At 74.1% G+C, this 16,415-nt stretch carries 15 protein-coding genes; 5 read left to right on the forward strand and 10 right to left on the reverse strand.

What is annotated here, in order from left to right:
- The first annotated feature begins 73 nt into the window (after positions 1-73).
- From ACSDG8_RS08115 to ACSDG8_RS08125, 3 genes are read left to right on the forward strand one after another with little or no spacing between them, the layout of a single operon-like run.
- The gene (locus tag ACSDG8_RS08115; protein ID WP_210896161.1) at positions 74-1,078 is read left to right on the forward strand and encodes an ATP-binding cassette domain-containing protein; all 1,005 of its coding nucleotides are present in this window, start codon (positions 74-76) and stop codon (positions 1,076-1,078) included.
- Complete coding sequence (locus ACSDG8_RS08120) at positions 1,075-1,899, forward strand: ABC transporter permease (RefSeq protein WP_210896020.1); 825 nt, start codon at positions 1,075-1,077, stop codon at positions 1,897-1,899. Before ACSDG8_RS08115 ends, ACSDG8_RS08120 begins: the two co-directional genes overlap by 4 nt.
- 55 nt (positions 1,900-1,954) lie before the next feature.
- The gene (locus tag ACSDG8_RS08125) at positions 1,955-2,431 is read left to right on the forward strand and encodes an SRPBCC family protein (protein ID WP_225980486.1); all 477 of its coding nucleotides are present in this window, start codon (positions 1,955-1,957) and stop codon (positions 2,429-2,431) included.
- Positions 2,432-2,475: 44 nt separating this feature from the next.
- Here the strand turns inward: ACSDG8_RS08125 and ACSDG8_RS08130 are convergent, their stop codons facing one another.
- Positions 2,476-3,879: an NDP-hexose 2,3-dehydratase family protein gene (locus ACSDG8_RS08130; protein ID WP_210896022.1), complete on the reverse strand. Its 1,404-nt coding sequence runs from the start codon at positions 3,877-3,879 to the stop codon at positions 2,476-2,478.
- Between the two features lie 93 nt (positions 3,880-3,972).
- Between ACSDG8_RS08130 and ACSDG8_RS08135 the strand changes: the two genes are divergently transcribed.
- Together ACSDG8_RS08135 and ACSDG8_RS08140 are read left to right on the forward strand one after the other, a co-directional pair.
- A complete protein-coding gene (locus tag ACSDG8_RS08135; RefSeq protein ID WP_210896024.1) occupies positions 3,973-4,701 on the forward strand; it encodes a DUF899 family protein in 729 nt (242 codons plus the stop codon).
- A 17-nt stretch (positions 4,702-4,718) separates the two neighbouring features.
- Positions 4,719-6,530 (forward strand): hypothetical protein, encoded by a 1,812-nt coding sequence (locus tag ACSDG8_RS08140; protein ID WP_210896026.1) that lies wholly within the window; start codon positions 4,719-4,721, stop codon positions 6,528-6,530.
- Between the two features lie 12 nt (positions 6,531-6,542).
- Here ACSDG8_RS08140 and ACSDG8_RS08145 read toward each other — a convergent pair whose 3' ends face one another.
- The 9 genes from ACSDG8_RS08145 to ACSDG8_RS08185 all read right to left on the reverse strand — a co-directional run bounded on the left by ACSDG8_RS08145 (position 6,543) and on the right by ACSDG8_RS08185 (position 16,403).
- Positions 6,543-7,808, reverse strand: a complete 1,266-nt coding sequence (locus ACSDG8_RS08145; protein WP_210896028.1) for a glycosyltransferase — start codon at positions 7,806-7,808, stop codon at positions 6,543-6,545.
- Between the two features lie 40 nt (positions 7,809-7,848).
- On the reverse strand, positions 7,849-9,339 hold the full coding sequence (locus tag ACSDG8_RS08150) for a GMC family oxidoreductase (RefSeq protein WP_210896030.1): 1,491 nt from the start codon (positions 9,337-9,339) through the stop codon (positions 7,849-7,851).
- 11 nt (positions 9,340-9,350) lie between these two features.
- Positions 9,351-10,625 (reverse strand): sedoheptulose 7-phosphate cyclase, encoded by a 1,275-nt coding sequence (locus tag ACSDG8_RS08155; RefSeq protein WP_210896032.1) that lies wholly within the window; start codon positions 10,623-10,625, stop codon positions 9,351-9,353.
- Positions 10,626-10,715: 90 nt separating this feature from the next.
- Entirely contained in the window at positions 10,716-11,384 is a 669-nt protein-coding gene (locus ACSDG8_RS08160) for an HAD-IA family hydrolase (RefSeq protein ID WP_439427753.1), read from the reverse strand.
- Positions 11,381-12,187, reverse strand: coding sequence for a sugar phosphate isomerase/epimerase family protein (locus ACSDG8_RS08165; RefSeq protein WP_439427754.1), 807 nt, complete (start codon positions 12,185-12,187; stop codon positions 11,381-11,383). The genes ACSDG8_RS08160 and ACSDG8_RS08165 overlap by 4 nt, the downstream gene beginning before the upstream one ends.
- Positions 12,184-12,921, reverse strand: a complete 738-nt coding sequence (locus ACSDG8_RS08170) for an SDR family NAD(P)-dependent oxidoreductase (protein WP_439427755.1) — start codon at positions 12,919-12,921, stop codon at positions 12,184-12,186. The genes ACSDG8_RS08165 and ACSDG8_RS08170 overlap by 4 nt, the downstream gene beginning before the upstream one ends.
- A complete protein-coding gene (locus ACSDG8_RS08175; protein WP_439427756.1) occupies positions 12,909-14,000 on the reverse strand; it encodes an alcohol dehydrogenase catalytic domain-containing protein in 1,092 nt (363 codons plus the stop codon). Before ACSDG8_RS08175 ends, ACSDG8_RS08170 begins: the two co-directional genes overlap by 13 nt.
- The gene (locus ACSDG8_RS08180; protein WP_439427757.1) at positions 13,997-15,037 is read right to left on the reverse strand and encodes an ROK family protein; all 1,041 of its coding nucleotides are present in this window, start codon (positions 15,035-15,037) and stop codon (positions 13,997-13,999) included. The genes ACSDG8_RS08175 and ACSDG8_RS08180 overlap by 4 nt, the downstream gene beginning before the upstream one ends.
- An 85-nt stretch (positions 15,038-15,122) precedes the next feature.
- The gene (locus tag ACSDG8_RS08185; protein ID WP_210896036.1) at positions 15,123-16,403 is read right to left on the reverse strand and encodes an MFS transporter; all 1,281 of its coding nucleotides are present in this window, start codon (positions 16,401-16,403) and stop codon (positions 15,123-15,125) included.
- Positions 16,404-16,415 lie beyond the last annotated feature (12 nt).

Here is a 16,415-nt window from a genome sequence, read left to right on the forward strand (position 1 = left end):
CGGAACGCGCGACGCGCGGATCAAGGGGCGTGACCGGAGCGAAACGTCCTGCTACTATATGTTTGTGAACACAATGTCGCGTACGGCTGGCTTGTCCGCACAGCAGACCGACAGTCCCGCCATCGAGGTCACCCGATTGCGCAAATCCTACGGCGAGGTGCGCGCGCTCGACGGAGTCGACCTGCGCGTGTCGGCCGGAAGCGTGTTCGGGGTGCTCGGCCCCAACGGCGCCGGCAAGACGACGATCGTCCGCACTCTCGCCACGCTCGTCCCGCCCGACAGCGGCGAGGTCCGCGTGCTCGGCCACGACGTGGTGCGCGAAGCCGGGGCGATCCGCGACCGGATCGGGCTGACCGGGCAATACTCCTCGGTCGACGAAGAACTGTCCGGCCTGGACAACCTCGTCCTGCTCTCCCGGCTGCGCGGCTTCTCCTGGGGCGCGGCACGCCGCCGCGCCGAGGAGCTGCTCGCCACGTTCGACCTGGAGGAGGCCGCCGGCCGGCTGGTCCGGACCTACTCCGGCGGCATGCGCCGGCGGCTCGACATCGCCAGCAGCATGGTCGTGACACCCGACCTGATGTTCCTCGACGAGCCGACGACCGGGCTGGACCCGCACAGCCGCAACCAGGTGTGGGAACTCGTCCGGGGCATGGTCGGCGAGGGCGCCACAGTGCTGCTCACCACGCAGTACCTCGACGAGGCCGACCAGCTCGCCGACCGGATCGCGGTCGTCGACCACGGCCGGGTCATCGCCGAGGGCACGCCGGTGGAGCTGAAGCGGTCGGTGGGTTCGAGCGTGCTGCGGGTGCGGTTGCGCGACGCCGGGGCGCGGGAGACGGCCGAGCGGACGCTGGCCGAGGCGCTGGGCGCCGCGGTGCACGCCGGCGCCGACCCGCTGGAGCTGACCGCGCAGGTGTCGGCCGAGGAGGAGGCCACCCGGGCGCTGGCCGCCCTCGCCGGGGCCGGCGTCGGGCTGGCCGAGTACGCCTTCGGCCACGCCACCCTGGACCAGGTGTTCCTCGCCCTCACCGGGCACCGGGCGGACGGCACGCGGACCGAGACCGAGGAGGCGGCGTGAGCAGCGTGGTGGAGGCCGGCACCGGCCGTGGGGTGTCGGCGCTGGCCGCGGCGCGGCCGGCGCGTCCCGGCGCGCTGTCGTCCACGCTCACCTTCGCGTGGCGGGCGGTGCAGAAGGTACGCCGTGACCCGACGCAGATCCTCGAGGCGCTCGGCGTGCCGATCATGTTCACGCTCGTCTTCGGCTTCCTGTTCGGCGGTGCCCTGGCCGGTTCGACGTCGAGCTACATGCAGTTCTACATCCCCGGCATCGTGGTGTTCACCGGGATCATGATCAGCATGCGGATCGGCGCGGTGGTCAACCTGGACAACTCCCGCGAGGTGACCGACCGCTTCCGCGCGCTGGCCATCTGGCGTCCCGCCGCGATCGTCGGCACGCTGCTGGGCAACAACGTGCTCTACGTCGTCGGCTGCGCGGTCGCCGTGGCGGTCGGGCTCGCGGTCGGCTTCCGGCCCGACGGCGGCGTGCTCGGCGTCCTCGCCACGATCCTGATCACCCTGGTGTTCGTCTTCTCCTTCTCCTGGGTGTACGTGCTCTTCGGGCTCGCCCTGAAGTCACCGACCGCCGCGCTGAGCGCCTGCCAGGCGATCGTCTTCCCGGTGTCGTTCGTCAGCAACTTCTTCGTGCCGCAGGAGACGCTGCCCGGCTGGCTCCAGGCGGTGGTCGGCCTGAACCCGTTCGCGTTGACCGTCACCGCCGCGCGCGGGCTGGCCCACGGCACGGCGACCGCCGGTGAGGTCGGCGCGGCGCTGGCCGGCTGCGCGGCGCTGGTGGCCGTCTTCGCGCCGCTCTCCATGTTTCTGTACCGCCGGCGGGCCTGACCCGCCACCGTTTGTACGCAGTGCCGATGACACGAGAAGGGAACACGGCTGACCCGTGGACAGCGACCGTTTGACCCAACCGCCTGCCGTCACCGCGCAGATGCTCATCCGCAAGCCCGTCGCCGAGGTCTTCCAGGCGTTCGCGGACCCGGCGGTGACCACGAAGTTCTGGTTCACCAGGAGCAGCGGCCGGCTCGAGCCCGGCGCCACCGTCACCTGGGACTGGGAGATGTACGGCGTCTCCACCGTGGTGACCGTCAAGGACGTCGAGGAGAACAGCCGCATCCTGGCCGAGTGGGACCCGGAGTCCCCCACCCAGCTCGAATGGCGGTTCCTGCCGGGCGAGGGTGACACGACGCTGGTCCGGATCACCGAGACCGGCTTCACCGGCACCGCCGACCAGGCCGTGGGGAAGGCCATCGACTCCATGGGCGGGTTCACCATGGTGCTCTGCGCCTGCAAGGCGCTGCTGGAGCAGGGTGTGCTGCTCAACGCGGTGGGCGACGCCCACCCGGCCGGCTTCGGCGACTGACCGCCGTGGCGGCGGGCGGACCGGGAGCGGCCCGGTCCGCCCGCTCAGCCGGCGTCCAGCAGCCCGCGCAGGCAGGCGATCAGGCTGCGGGCCGAGACGTTCACGTAGTTGCTGTGCCGCAGCAGCTCCGAGAGCTGGTGCAGGGTCACCCAGCGGTACTGGTCGCTCTCCAGGTCGACGTCGTCGGTCTCCACCACGAGATAGCTGCTGCGGGCACGGTAGAGCCGGCCGCCCTCCTCGGAGAGGACGGCGCGGAAGCGGACCCGCTCCGGCGGCGCGCCGAGCACCTGGTCCAGGAAGGGCGGACGCGCCGCGGCGGGCAGGTAGTCGAGCGTGGCGGGCGTGCACTGGACCGTCGGCGCCAGTTCCACCACGTCGACGAAGCCCGGCTCGACCCGGGCGTGCGCCAGCACGTGCAGCACACCGTCGAGGCGGGTGGCCAGGAACGCCACCACCCCCTGGCCGCAGGGCCGCAGCATCGGCTGCGACCAGCTCGCCACCTCGCGCCCCTCGGCGTCCACGTCCACGCCGATGACCTCGAAGAACAGTCCGCTGTCGTGACGCAGGGAGACCTCGCCGAGATGCCACGCCGCCCGTCCGCGCAGCGCCGTCCGGTCGGCGTCCACCTCGGTGCGGCTGCGGACGTCGGTGATCCAGTGCAACAGCTCGCCGGTGCGGTGCCGGCTGCCCGTACCGGGCCGGCAGGAGCGGCGCAGCGCGGCCGTGAAGGCGTCCCGTGCCGTTCCGGCCGCCCGCTCCGTCAGCTCCGCCGGCAGGCACGAGAGCACGGTGCGGGTGTCCATGTTGACCAGGTCGTCGTGGCGGAGGAGCCGGTGCAGCTGGGCGAGGCTGACCCAGCGGAACCCGGGCGGCGGCACGATGTCCTCGTCGGTGAGGACCACCATGTTGCGGTTGCGTTTGCGCAGGAACCAGGACCCGTGCTCGGACTGGCGGACGTCCACGAGCACCCGGCGCGGGTCCGGGTCGCGGAAGTGGTGCAGGAACGGCACCGGGCGGCCGCCGTGCACACCGGTCCAGTTGCTCCGGGTGGCCTGGACGGTGGGCGCGATCTGGTGGCCGTCCTGGTTGCCGGGCTCCGCCTTGGCCTGCACCAGCACCCGCAGCGTGTCGCCGTCGCGGCGGGCGAGCAGGCCGAGGATGCCCACTTCCGGCTGGTGCAGCACCGGCTGGTCCCAGCGGGGCACGGCCGCGCCCGGCACCTCGACGGAGAGCCCTTCCACCCGGAAGAACCGGCCGCTGCCGTGGGCCAGGACTCCGGTGTCGGCGTCCTGGCGCCAGCCGCGCAGGCCGGCCAGGGGCACCACGTCCACGCGCATCCCGGCCCGGCGGCGCCAGCCGGCGAGCCACTCGTGGATGTCGGCGTCGGGGTCGGCGGCGACGAGCGGGTCGTGCTGCGGCAGCCATGTTGGCGCGGTCGTGTCCGTCACGCGTGCCCCCTATGTCGACGCCTACCCGTTATTCACTTCTATATTCTATAGCGAATGACCGCCGTTGGTGCGGGTCGAGGAAGGACGACGAGAATGACCGACGACGGGACCGGACCGCCGCCGCTGCCGATGTGGCCGGACGGCGCCGACGCCGGCTACGTGGCGGCGCGGCTGCGCCTGGCCGAGGCCGAACGTCGCCTGAGCGACGAGGTCGAGCGGGTCGCCGCGGCCCGGCGGGAGCTGCCGCTCGGCGCGCCGGTGGCCGACGTCGCGCTCACCGAGGGACCGGCCGACCTGAGCGCGCCCGGCCCGCTGCGTCCCGTCCGGCTCTCCGCGCTCTTCGGCGCGCACCGCACGCTCGTCGTCTACCACCTGATGTTCCACCCGGAGGCCGACGCCGCCTGCCCGATGTGCTCGCTGTGGGTGGACGGGTTCCACGGCGTCGCGCACCACATCGCGCAGCACGCCGCGTTCGTGGTGGTCGGCAAGGCCCCGGCGGCGAAGCTGCGCGCCTGGGGCGCCCGGCGTGGCTGGCACGGTCTGCGGCTGCTCTCCAGCCACGGCACCGACTTCAACGCCGACCTGCGCGCCGAGCACCCGAACGGCGACCAGCGCCCGATGGTCAGCGTGCTGGTCCGTGCCGACGACGGCATCCGGCACTTCTACAGCCAGCCGGCCAACTTCGTCGACGGCGCCGAGCGCGGCATCGACCTGCTCTCTCCGGTGTGGAACGTGCTCGACCTGCTGCCGCAGGGCCGCGGCGACTGGTACGCCGCCAACACGTATCCCCAGGTGGCTGCCCCGGCCGATCGACCCGTGTGAGCGCCGAGGAGGCACGAGTGCCCGACCGCACCGCGACATCCCGTACCACCGAGGGTCGCCGGGGCGTGCCCCGATCGGCCGGACGGCTTGCCGGCGCGGCCCTCGCCGGGGTGGCGGCCACGCTGCTCGCGGCCGCGCCGGCGCACGCCGCGGACGGCGGCGGCGTCGCCCCGGCCGCCACGGCGTTCGCCGGCCTGCTCGCCCTCGCCGCGACGGCCACCGCGGCAGGACTGGTGCTGCTGCGGCCGCTCGCCGCCCCGGCGCCACGCCACCTCACCGCCGCGGCGGTGACCGCCGCCGTGGCGCACCTGCTCACCCTCGGCCTGGGCGGGGACGCCCCCGCCGCCCCGACGCTCGCGCTCGCGGCGGCCAGCCTCGCCCTGCTCCGGTACGCGGGGCGGCGCGCGGTGGGCGTACCCCTGGCTCTGCTCGTGTCCGGCGGGGCCGGCCTGCTGGCGCTGCCCACGGCGACAGTCGCGGACGCGGTGGCCGCCGCCGGACACGGGGTCGCCGCCGCGTTGCTGCTGGGCGGCGTCGCCACAGTGCTCGGCGCGGAGTCGGCCCGGCGGCGCGTCGCGCACCGGGCCGCGCCCTGGATGCTCGCCGCCGTCACCGCCGAGGCGGCGGCCGGCGCGGTGCGGCTCGGCGCCGGCCACGCCGCCCTCGGCCCGGAGGGGCCCGGATGGGCCGGCCCGGCGCGCTGGGTCTGCCTGGCTGTCGCCGTGGCCGGGGCCGTCGGCCTGGGCGCCGGCCTGCGACACCGACGGCGGCCGGACCGGACGCTGCTGCGCGGGCAGGCGGTCGTGTTGCCGGCGGTCGTCATCGTCGCCGCCACCGCCACCGCCGTGGCGCTGCCCGCACCGCCCGGACGCCCCGGCGCGCCCCTGCTCGTCGCAGTGGACAACGGCGGCCGGGGCATCCCGCTGGTGGTGGTGCCGCAGCGGCCCGGCTGGAACCTCGTGCACGTCGGCGCGGAGGGAGTCTCGGTCGGCACGCGGGCGGACCGCCTCTCCCCCGCCGTCCGGCGGCCCGGCGCCACGAACGGCTGGGCCCTCGTGCACCTTCCGCCCGGCCCGAGCCGGCTGCACGTCGCGTACGGCGGACGCGAGGCCGTGGTCCGGCTGGACGCCGGGGCGGCCGGCGCCCCCGGTCCCGACCTGCGCGGTCCGGACGGGCCGGAGTGCGTCAGCGCGGCCCTCGGCGCGCTTCTGCGGGGCGGAGACTCGCAGCCGCTGTCGCGCTGCCCGGCGGACGCCCTCACCCCCGGCGACCGCGAGGACCTCGACGCCACCGTCGCCTTCCTCGCGCCCCGGGCCGAGGGCGCCCTCAGCGTCGTGGGCGACTCCTCGGCCCGCTCCGTCGCCGCGGTCGCCGCGGTCACCGACGCCGCGCGGCGCGCCGGACTGCGGGTCGTACCCCCGGATTCCGGACCGCATCCCACGCTCGTGGTCACCGGCTGGGCCGGGGCGGAGGCGGCGTTGCGCGACGCCGCGCGGGGGCCGGGCGCGGCGACCGGCACCTACCTGGCGCCCTGGCTGCTCACCGCCGCGGTGCTGCGCCCCGCTACCGGGCAGATGCTCGCGCTCCGGTTCGACCCGCGCGCCGAGCCGGTGTCCCGGTACGTCGCGCAGCTGGCCCGCCGCTTCCCCGGCGAACCCGCCACCGTCTCCGGGTACCTGGCCTGGCAGGACGGCTCACCCGCCGGGCCGGCCCGGATGTACGCGGCGGCGGCGGTCTCCCTGCCCGGCCCGGTCGCGCACGGCGGGCACGGCCGGTCCGGCTTCCTGCCCGGCGGTACGGTGACCGCGGTGACCGGCCCGCTCGGCTGAGACGCGACCGCGCTACCGCCCGGACGGAGTCCCGACGATCTTCAGATAGTCCTCGGCGAGCCGTCGCATCGTGTAGCGCTCCAGCACCGTCCGCCGGGCCCGCTCGCCCAGCGTCCGGCCCAGCTCGGGGTCGTCGAGCAGCCGGACGAGCGCGGCCCGCACCGCCGGCAGGTCGACCGGGTCGACGAGCAGGCCGTTGTGGCCGTCGGTCACCTGATGCCGCAGACCACCGACAGCGGAGGCGACCACCGGGCGGCCCTTCACCATCGCCTCGGTCACCGTCAGTCCGAAGCCCTCCTCCAGGCTCTTCTGCAACACCACGTCGGCCCGGCGCTGCAGGGCGTTCACCACGAGCGCGTTGAGGTCCGGCCGGGTCAGCGAGAGGGTGACCAGATGCACCCGCGCCCGGTCGTGCGCGGGCAGTTCGGCGAGAAGCCGGCGCACCTCCTCGAAGACGGCCAGCCCGTCGGGATCGTCGGCGATGTCCGCCGGGTCCGTGCCGGCGAGCACCAGGTGCACGTCGGCAGGCAGGCCGACGACGCACCGCACCACCCCGGGCATGTCCTTGAGCGGGTCCCAGCGGGACACCTGGAGCACAACCCGGGCGTCGGGCGGAAGCGGTCTTTCCTGGACGACTGTCACACCCGCCGTACCGCCGTCCGCTGTGAGGCCGGCGGTGGCGAGCACCGACGCGACCTCGTCGGCCGCAAGTTCCCGGTTCTTCAGCGCCTCGGGGTCGACGGCGGGGGTGACGACGAACAGCTCGCGGACGTTCGGCGGGGCGAACTCGGGCAGCGTCGTCACGACGGCGTCCAGCGCGACCAGTTCGGCCCGGAACGCGCGCCAGAACGCGCCGGGGCCGCGCTCGGGCGCGACGACCGCGCCGATGTGGCAGTGCCACACCACCCGGACCCCGGCGGCCCGCAGCGCCGGCGCGAGACCGAGCGTCTGCGGGTCGTGCAGGACCGCGACGTCGCCGGGACGAAGCCGCTCGGCGAACCACCGCGTCTGGGGCGCGAGCGCGGACCGGTAGACGCGCATCGTCTCCGGGTCGTCCAGCACCGTGGGGTCGGCGTGGCCGTGCAGCAGGAGGTGCAGGTACTTGGTCACCTCGTAGAAAGCGGGGTTTCCGGCGATCACGGCCCAGCCCGCCGGCTGGTGACGCAGGAGCCCGCGGATCAGTTCGGAGACTCCTCCGCCGGTGGCTGTCGCGTTGACGTGGACCAGCAGGGGTCTGTCGAGGGTCGTGGGTTCGATCTCCCAGACCGGCGTCTGCATTGCGGTGCCCTTCGTGAGGAATGGACGCGTGCGGGGCGGGTCAGCCGATCAGGTCCGCCACCCGGGCCGCGACCGCCATCGTCGTCAGGTTGGTGTTCGCCCGGGGCAGCACCGGCATCAGCGAGGCGTCCCCGACGTAGACGTTGGACAGTCCGTGCAGGCGGCCGTCGGCGCCGGCCACGGCCATCGGGTTCCCGGCCGGTCCCATCGCGCAGGTGCCGACCGGATGCCAGTACCCGAGCTGGTCCCGGCCGACCGCCTCCCGCTGCGTCGGCGACCAGGGTTCGAGTGTGGCCAGCTCGCGTACCTCGGCGGTGTCGGTCAGCTTGTGGGCCAGGTCGACGCCGTCCAGGGCCACCTGCCGGTCGTAGCCGTCGGGGTCGCTGAAGTAGCGGGGATCGATGACCGGCGCGGCCAGCGGGTCCAGCGACCGCGCCCGCACGCAGCCGCGGGAGCGGGGCGCCAGCACGAACACGTAGAGCGAGACGTCGAGCGGGCCGACGAACCGGCCGCGCTCGTCCTCGCCGGGCCCGGCGGTCGGCACGATGTGCAGATCCCAGTACTCGTCGTCGGCCAGGCTCGACCGGACCTTCAGCAGGCTCTGCGGCACGTATCCGCCCCGCTCGGGCAGGGTCAGCGATTCGGTCGGCGTCATCGGCAGGTGCACTTTGGAGTGGTCGATCAGGTTCTCCCCCACGCCGGCCAGCGGCAGCACCACCGAGGCGCCCAGCTCCCGCAGCACCTGCTCCGGCCCGATGCCGCTGCGCATCAGCAGCGGGGGGTTGCCGAAGGCGCCCGCCGCCAGCACCACCGCGCCCGCGGTCACCGTCTCGACCCGGCCGTTCCGGATGATCTCCACTCCCACCGCGCGCTCGCCCCGTACCAGGAGCCGGACGGCCGGGGCCTCGGCCACCACCTGGAGGTTCGGTCGGGGGCGGGCCGGGTCGAGGTAGGCGAACGCGGCGTTCCAGCGCGTGTGCCCCACCGCGTTGAGCGGCACCCAGCCGACGCCCTCCGTGGCGTCCGGCGCGTTCACGTCCGCCAGCAGCGGCAGGCCGAGTTGGGTCGCGCCGGCCACCATCGCCCGGTGCAGGTCACCCTGGTCGCTCTCCGGCACGTCGCGCACCCGCAGTTCCCGTACGGCCCGGGCGAGGTACGGGGCGAGCGTGCGGTAGGTCCAGCTTCCTCCGGAGTACGCGCTCCAGGCGTCGTAGTCCGGGGGCGCGCCGACCACTGTCCAGCAGGCGTTGCTGACGGACGAGCCGCCGATCACCCGGGCCCGGGAGTAGTACGGCGGCATGTCCGGGTCCCAGTCGTGGCTGCGTGCCGGGTTGCGGCAGTCGAGCAGGTCGTCGGGCCAGCGGCCGTCCTCGTAGGGACCGTAGTCCGGTCCGGCTTCGAGCAGCAGCACGGAGCGTCCCTCGTCCTCGCTGAGCCGGCCCGCCAGTACGCATCCGGCGGCGCCACCGCCCACCACGACGACGTCGGCCGTCAACTGCTCCGTCCGTTGTTCTCCGTTCAGGACTGACATCGCGTCTCCGTTCAGGGTCGGCCGGCGGCCCGCACCAGCGAGCCGCGCGCGGCGTGACGGCCGGCGTTTCTGGGCCCGGCGTTGCGGATCTGCGTCCGCGTGCCCCGCTCGTGCGCCTGGTGCAGCGCGTACTGCAGGGCCACCGCGGACTTGATCTCCTCGTGGGTGACGTCGTTGACGAAGGTGACGTCGCCGATGCCGACCGGCAACGGCAGGCGCTGCTTGCCGTCGCGGTGCCGCACGGTGTCCTCCAGCGCCTGTGCCAGCACCTCCGCGCTCAGCGCGCCGTCCCACCTCGGCAGTTCCAGCGCGGCCATGACCGCGAGGATGCGGTCCCGCTGCGTCTCGCTGACCAGCCCGCGGCGGTAGGCCATCACCGTGGTCAGCGCCATGTCCACGCAGACCGCCTCGCCGTGCAGCAGCGCGGGCAGCGCGCGCATCTCCACAGTGGGGCTGAACGTGTGCCCGTAGTCGACGCACCGTTCGAGCGTGCTCTCCCACAGGTTCGGCTGAAGCTCCTCCAGCATGCCCTCGGTGGCGGCGTGCAGGACGGCCAGCGCGGCTTCGTCACCGGTGGGCGTCAGTCCCTGGAACTTCTCGTTCAGCAGTCGTGAGCCGTGGTCCTCCAGCAGCCGGAACAGCCGGTAGTCCTTGATCAGGGCGATCTTCAGGATCTCCGCGAGGCCGTTGCTGATGTGCCGGCGGTCCACGGTACGCAGGAACGTCCGGTCGAGCACCGTCAGTTCGGCCGGGGCGTACGTCCCCAGCCGGTTCTTGTGACCGTTGAAGTTCACCCCGGTCTTCGCGCCGACACCGGCGTCGACGAGGCCGATGAGCGTGGTCGGCACCCGCAGGAACGGGGTGCCCCGTCGATAGAGGCTGGCGGCGAGTCCGACGATGTCCATCAGCACCCCGCCACCGATGGCAATAACCGGCTCGCAGCGTCGGGCGAGACCGAAGCTGTCCATTTCCTCGACGATTCGCGCGGCGGTGCTGAAATCCTTGACCGTCTCGTTCGCCTGAATCACCATCATCACGTACTCGACGTTGTGGTGATCGAAGTAGGCTCGGATTCGGTCGCCGTGCAAAAGGTCGACGTCGCGGTCGACGACGACGAATCGCCGCAGCTCGGAGCCGCACCATGGCCCCGCGCCGATCTCCAGGAGATCGGTCTTGTCAGGCCGGAACAAATTGTCCCGGAAACGCACCTCGTACGTGACCTCTTTCTGCGTACGGACGAGCCAGGAGCCCGTCTCGCGAACCAGGAGCCCGGTTGCTTGTGCCATTTTCCGTTCCCTCCGAAGTCGGTGTAAGACTGCCGGTACCCTCGGTCGGGACATCCATGCCTATCAATATGTTTTTTTTATGTTTCCCAATCATGTCGGGTACGTCAGCCGCAGCCCGCCCCCGGGCGTCGGCTCGACCCGCACCTGCCGAAGGTCGGCGACGCGGTCGAGTCCCGAGGTGACGGGCGCGGCGCACCGGCCGACCACGACGGTGCGGGCGCCACACGCCCGCGCGGCGAGCAGGCCCGCTTCGGCGTCCTCGAAGACGACCGCCCGATGCGGCGCGACCCCGAGCCGCTGCGCGGCGGTCAGGTATCCCTCCGGGCTCGGCTTGCCGGCCGTGACGTCGTCCGCGCTCACCACCACCGGCGGCACGGGCAGCCCGGCCGCGGCCATCCGCGCCTCGGCCAGCGAACGCCCGGCGGACGTCACCAGCGCCCAGGCGCCGGCCGGCAGCAACGCGAGCAGTCGCGCCGCGCCGGCCACCGCGACGATCCCCTCGGTGTCGGCGACCTCCTGGGCGATCAGGCGCCGGGCCTCGGCACGCACGTCGACGCCGGCCGGCGCGAACGCGGCGACCGTCTCCTCCGTGCGGCGCCCGTGCGAGACCGCGAGGATGCGGGCGACGTCGAGGCCGTGCCTGTCGGCGAACGAGCGCCAGGTCCGCTCCACGACAACTGTGGAGTCCACGAGCGTGCCGTCCATGTCGAACAGCACCGCCGCCGCGTGCACCGCGGTACGCCTTCCCAGATCGGTCATCGTCCCGCCTCCGCCGAGGTGAACCGCGCCGACCGGCGGCGCGCCCAGGCCAGATCCGCGGCCAGTCGCGCGCCGTCGTGGTCGCGGTAGTCGTTCTCCAGTACGAGCGCGCGCACCGGCACGCCGTGCTCGCGCAGCGCGTCGAGGGTGTCGTCGACCCGCCCGGCGCCGGCGCCCAGCAAGGGGGAGGGACCGCGGTCGGGCGGCCCGTCCTTGAGGTGGACCTGGTCGGCCAGCAGGTCGCCGAGCGCCGCGACCAGGGCGTCCACCGGCAGCCCGGCCGCGACGGGATTGAAGGTGTCCAGCACCAGCCGGAAGGCGGGCGAGCCGACCTCCTCGACCAGCCGGCGGGCCTGCTCGGCGGGGAGCACGTTCTCGTTGGCGAGCACCAGGCCGCGCTGCTGCGCCTGCCCGCCCGCCCAGCGCAGCACCCGCACGGTGGCGGCGAACTCCGCCGGCCCGTGGATCGCGCCGCGCCGGAAGCTGGGCACGAACACCAGCGGTACGCCCAGCGCGAGCGCCGCGTCCAGCAGACGCTCCAGCAGACGCCGCACCACCAGCGGGTCGGCGCCCGGGCCCACGTCGTTGAAGTGGTTGCCGGCCAGCGCGAGCAGCCGCACCCGGCGGGCGCTCGCCTCGGCGCGTATCGCGTCGATCCGGCCCGGCGCGTCGATCCACTCGCCGCGTCCCGGACCGCCCAGGTCGAGCTGTACGCCGTCGGCGCCCGCGTCGGCGGCCAGCCGTACCGCCTCGACCCCGGACGCGGGCAGCCGCCACTCGGTCAGGCCGACCAGGCAGCTCATGTCGGCACCCGGCTCTGCGACACGGGCGTCCGGTCGTGGGCCGACGTCCAGTTGCCGTCGGCGTCGACCACCAGGCTGTCCCCGTGGTGACCGGCGCCCGCGCTCACCGCCAGCTCGACCGCCAGCCGCGCCATCGACTCCGGCGTGGCGTAGGAGCTGTAGTCGAAGCCGGCCGGGCGGCGCCGGCGGATGCCGGGGGTGTCGACCATGCCGGCCGGCAGCACCTGCACCACGCGGACGTGGTCCTCCTCCTGCGCGACCGACTCGAGCAACACCTTCGCCGCCGCCTTCGACGCGGCGTAACCCGACCGGCCCGGTCCGCCGTTGAACGCCACCTCGGACGAGACGCCGACGAACAGCCCCGGCCGGGCGTCGCGCAGCGGCGGCAGGAGCGCCCGCAACGTCAGCCACAGCCCGGTCGCGTTCACGTCGAGCTGCCGTCGCCACTCCGCTTCGGACACCTCGCTGAAGGTGGCGCGCCGGTCGCCGTAGTGCACGGCGGAGAAGCAGGCCGCGTCCACCCGGTCCGCGGCCAGGCCGGCCAGCCGTTCACGGGCCCCGTCGGGATCGGTGAGGTCGACGGGCGCCCACTCCAGATGCGGCGCGTCGGCGGGCCGGCTGCGGCTGCACACCACCACCCGGGCGCCCGCTGCCGCCCAGGCGTCGGCGACGCCCCGGCCTATCCCCGTCGAACCGCCGACCACGATCATGCGCCGGCCGCTCAGCAACGCCATCGGTCCTCCTCGGAAATCCGGATCGCGAGTTTGATCAGCCGTCTGCCGTCGACGTCGCGCCCGCGCGAGCCGGCCAGGAGACGCATGACCCGTGCCGCGCCTTCGAGGCCGGTCACGTGGGTGATCAGGTCGCGGTAGCGTCCCGGGTCGCGGTCGAGTTCGGCGGCCGCCTGGAGCAGGTGCCGGTTCGCGACGCCGCGGTGGCCGAACAGCCGGACCCGCCCGGCCGTCGTGATCCGGGCCGGGTCGGGCAGGCCGCCGCAGTTGGCGGCACGCGCGGCCGCCAGATCGACGCCGGGCAGCAGTGGCGTCGCGGCGCCGGGCGGCAGCCCGCCGACCAGGTCGACGACGTCCGCGCCCGCTCCGAGCGCCGATTCCAGGGCCGCGACCGTCGCGTCGCGGGGCGTGGCCAGCAACGCCGCCGTCGGTTCGTCGAACGTCACCCCGGCCGGACCGTCCAGCAGCAGGTCGGCCGGGTACGGGCTCGCCTCGCTGAACCGCCGGCCCGGCTCGGTGTGGTGCACCAGCGCCACCCGTACGTGCTCGCCCAGCAGACGCCGGGACGCGCGGACGGCGAGATGCCCGACGATGCCGTCACCGACGACGAGCAGGGTCGCCGGCGCGAACCGGGCGAGTTCGCCGAGCGCGTAGCAGACCACGGCCAGGGGTTCCAGCAGCGGCGCCAGCGTGACGTCGGTGGTCTCCGGCAGCGGCAGCACCATGCCACCGGCCACGGCGGTCGCGGGCAGCAGCGTCCGTTCCTGAAGCAGCCCGTCCACGTTGTGCCCGAGCAGGAATCCCGGATCGGTGGGATGGGTCGGGTTCACCGCGACGAGCCGGCCCGGCGCGAACGTGGCGGGGACACCGGCGCCCGCGGCCACCACGCGGGCGACGCCCTCGTGCCCGATCACGGGCGCCGGGTCGTCGCGCAGGCCGCGCAGCATCTGGATGTCGGTGCCGCAGAGTCCGGCGTACACCGGCGCGACACTCAGCTCGCCCGGCCCGGGCGCGACCGTCGGCCGGGACTCGACGGCCACGCTTGCGCCCGAGCGCACGATCGCGCGGTGGGTGGCGCTCATGCCGCCTCCGTGGCGTGCCCGGCGGCGGCCTTCTCCGCGGCCAGCGCGGCGAGCCCCGCCCCGACGAGTCCGTTCGCCTCGGACACCACCACCCGGTCGCGTACCCAGCCCGGCTCCCGGTCGCTGGTGAGGTAGAGCCCTTCGCGGGTCAGGTGGGCCAGCAGCGCGGCGCGGTAACGCTGGTGCAGGCTCGTCGCGACGCCGCCGGTGAGGGCCACGAGGTCGATCTCCGGGTCGAGGCACAGCGCGGTGCGCACGACGTCGGCCACCGGTTTCGTCGCGGCGTCCAGCAGTTCCGTGGCCAGCGCGTCGCCGGCGTCCAGCGCCGCCGCCAGCGCCGGCTCGAACGCCTCGCCGTCGGCCAGCCGGCGGCCGAGGTGGGACGCCCGCCAGGCGCCACGGCGCCGCTGCCGCAGGATCTCGCCGAGGCGCCGGATGCCCGGGCCGGACGAGAACGCCGCCACGTGGCGCAGCTGTCCGCAGTCACAGCGCAGGTCCACCGGCGTGCCGTCGATCGTCACGGTCGCCGGCAGGTGGCCGATCTCGCCCTGCAACCCGCAGATGTCGACGGGGATTCCGCCGGTGCGCTGGTCGATCGTGCGGCAGGCGATGCCGGTGCTGATCGTCGCGAGGAGGATCTTGCGCAGTCCCTGAGCGGGCGGGGTGCTGGCCAGGTGCAGCAAGGCGGCGGTGACGTCGTTGACGACGTGCCAGCGTACGCCGGGCCGGGCCGCCCTCAGCGCGGCGCTCAGGTCGAACGGCCGGGTGTGCGCTCCCCACAGCGGGGCGGAGGCGTAGACCGTACCGGTGCGGTGGTCCAGCGCCGCGCCGAACGACAGGCCCGCCACCCCCGTCGCCGGCACGGCGTCGGTGATCGTCCGTACCAGCATGGCCTGCAGCTCGTCCACTGTGGCGTCGGCGCAGCGGGAGAAGTTCGGTGACGGCACCCGATGCACCTCGCCGAGTCCTCGCTGGGGTGACCACTGTGCCCAGCGCACGTGTGTGCCGCCGATGTCGAATACGGTCAGCGAAGACATAACACCTCACTTTCGGGCGACGACTGGTGTCCGGCCCACGAGGTGGCCGGCGTTCCCGCCGCGTCGGCGGGACGGGGCGGTGCGGTCATCCGGTGTGGCGGCGCGAGCGCAGACCACCCCACAGCAGGAGGAAGGAACCGGCGATCAGGACCGGCTCCAGCGCGAAGCCGGCCGCGAGTCCGTACTGATCGGCGAGGCTGCCCAGCACGAACGGGGAGGCGGCGGCGATCAGGCCGAGGATCAGCTGCGAGCGGGCGTTGGCCCGGTCCTCCTGCCCGTCGGCGGCGCCGAGGGTCAGCGCCAGCGACAGCGGGTAGAGGTTCGCGATGCCGATGCCGGACAGGAACAGCGCCGTGATGGCCAGGACCGGCTGGTCGGTCAGCCAGAACAGGACGACGCTGGCGAGGGAGACGGCCAGCGACCAGTACAGCAGGTGGACGGTGCGACCGGGACGGCGGGTGAGCCGGGCGCCGGCCAGGCGTCCGATCAGGATGCCGAGCAGGTTGCTGCTCAGCGCGGTGCTGGCGGCGGCCGCGGAGAAGCCGGAGTCGATGAGCATCTGCGGGCCGAAGTACACGAGGCAGAACTCGACCGCCGAGCTGATCGCGGTCAGCACGGCGAACAGCCAGCAGGCCAGCGGGAGCCGTCCCCCCTTCTCGGCGGCGTGCTGCCGCGCCGGGGCGGGCAGCGGCCGGTTGCGGTAGCGCAGGAAGAGCAGCACGAAGACGGCGGCCGGCAGGGCGAACGCCGCGCGCCAGCCGATCACGGTGGCCGCCAGCGCGCCGATCGCGAGAGGGGCGAACACCGCCGACACGCCCGCGCCGATGTTGGCCTCGGTCAGAGCCCGGTCCCGCCGGCTGCCGTGCCGGTCGGACAGGATCGCCTGGATCACGGTGAGCAGCATCGTTCCGGCCGTGCCGAAGACCGCGGCGCCGGCGAGGGTCGCCGGCACGCCCCGGCCGAGCACGAACAGGCCGGCGCCGAGGGCGGTGGCGAGGGCCGAGCCCCACAGCAGCGAGCCGCGCGAGAGGTGGCGGGCGGTCCACGCGAATCCGGCACCGGCCAGCGCCGCGCCGGCGGACCAGCACACCTCGTAGAAGCCGAGCACCGAGTACGAGAAGCCGAGCTCGTCGCGGAGCAGGGTGACCGCCGGCGCGAAGGCGTACAGCCAGAACGTGAAGCAGCCGAGCGCGGCGTAGGAGAGCACGGTGGGCGCGTCGCGGACGAAGGAGTCCGGCGCGTCCGGCTCCGGCGACCCGCTCGGCGGCAGGAGATCGACGGCGGCCTCTCGGGCGTCACCCGGGCCGTCTCCCCCGATCACAGCGGGCGACAGGGGGCGCTTCGACTTCTTTGTGTATCGGTACACAAGTAGAGTATG

The sequence above is a fragment of the Micromonospora sp. LA-10 genome (assembly GCF_051853095.1).
Classification (GTDB): Bacteria; Actinomycetota; Actinomycetes; order Mycobacteriales; family Micromonosporaceae; genus Micromonospora; species Micromonospora echinospora_A.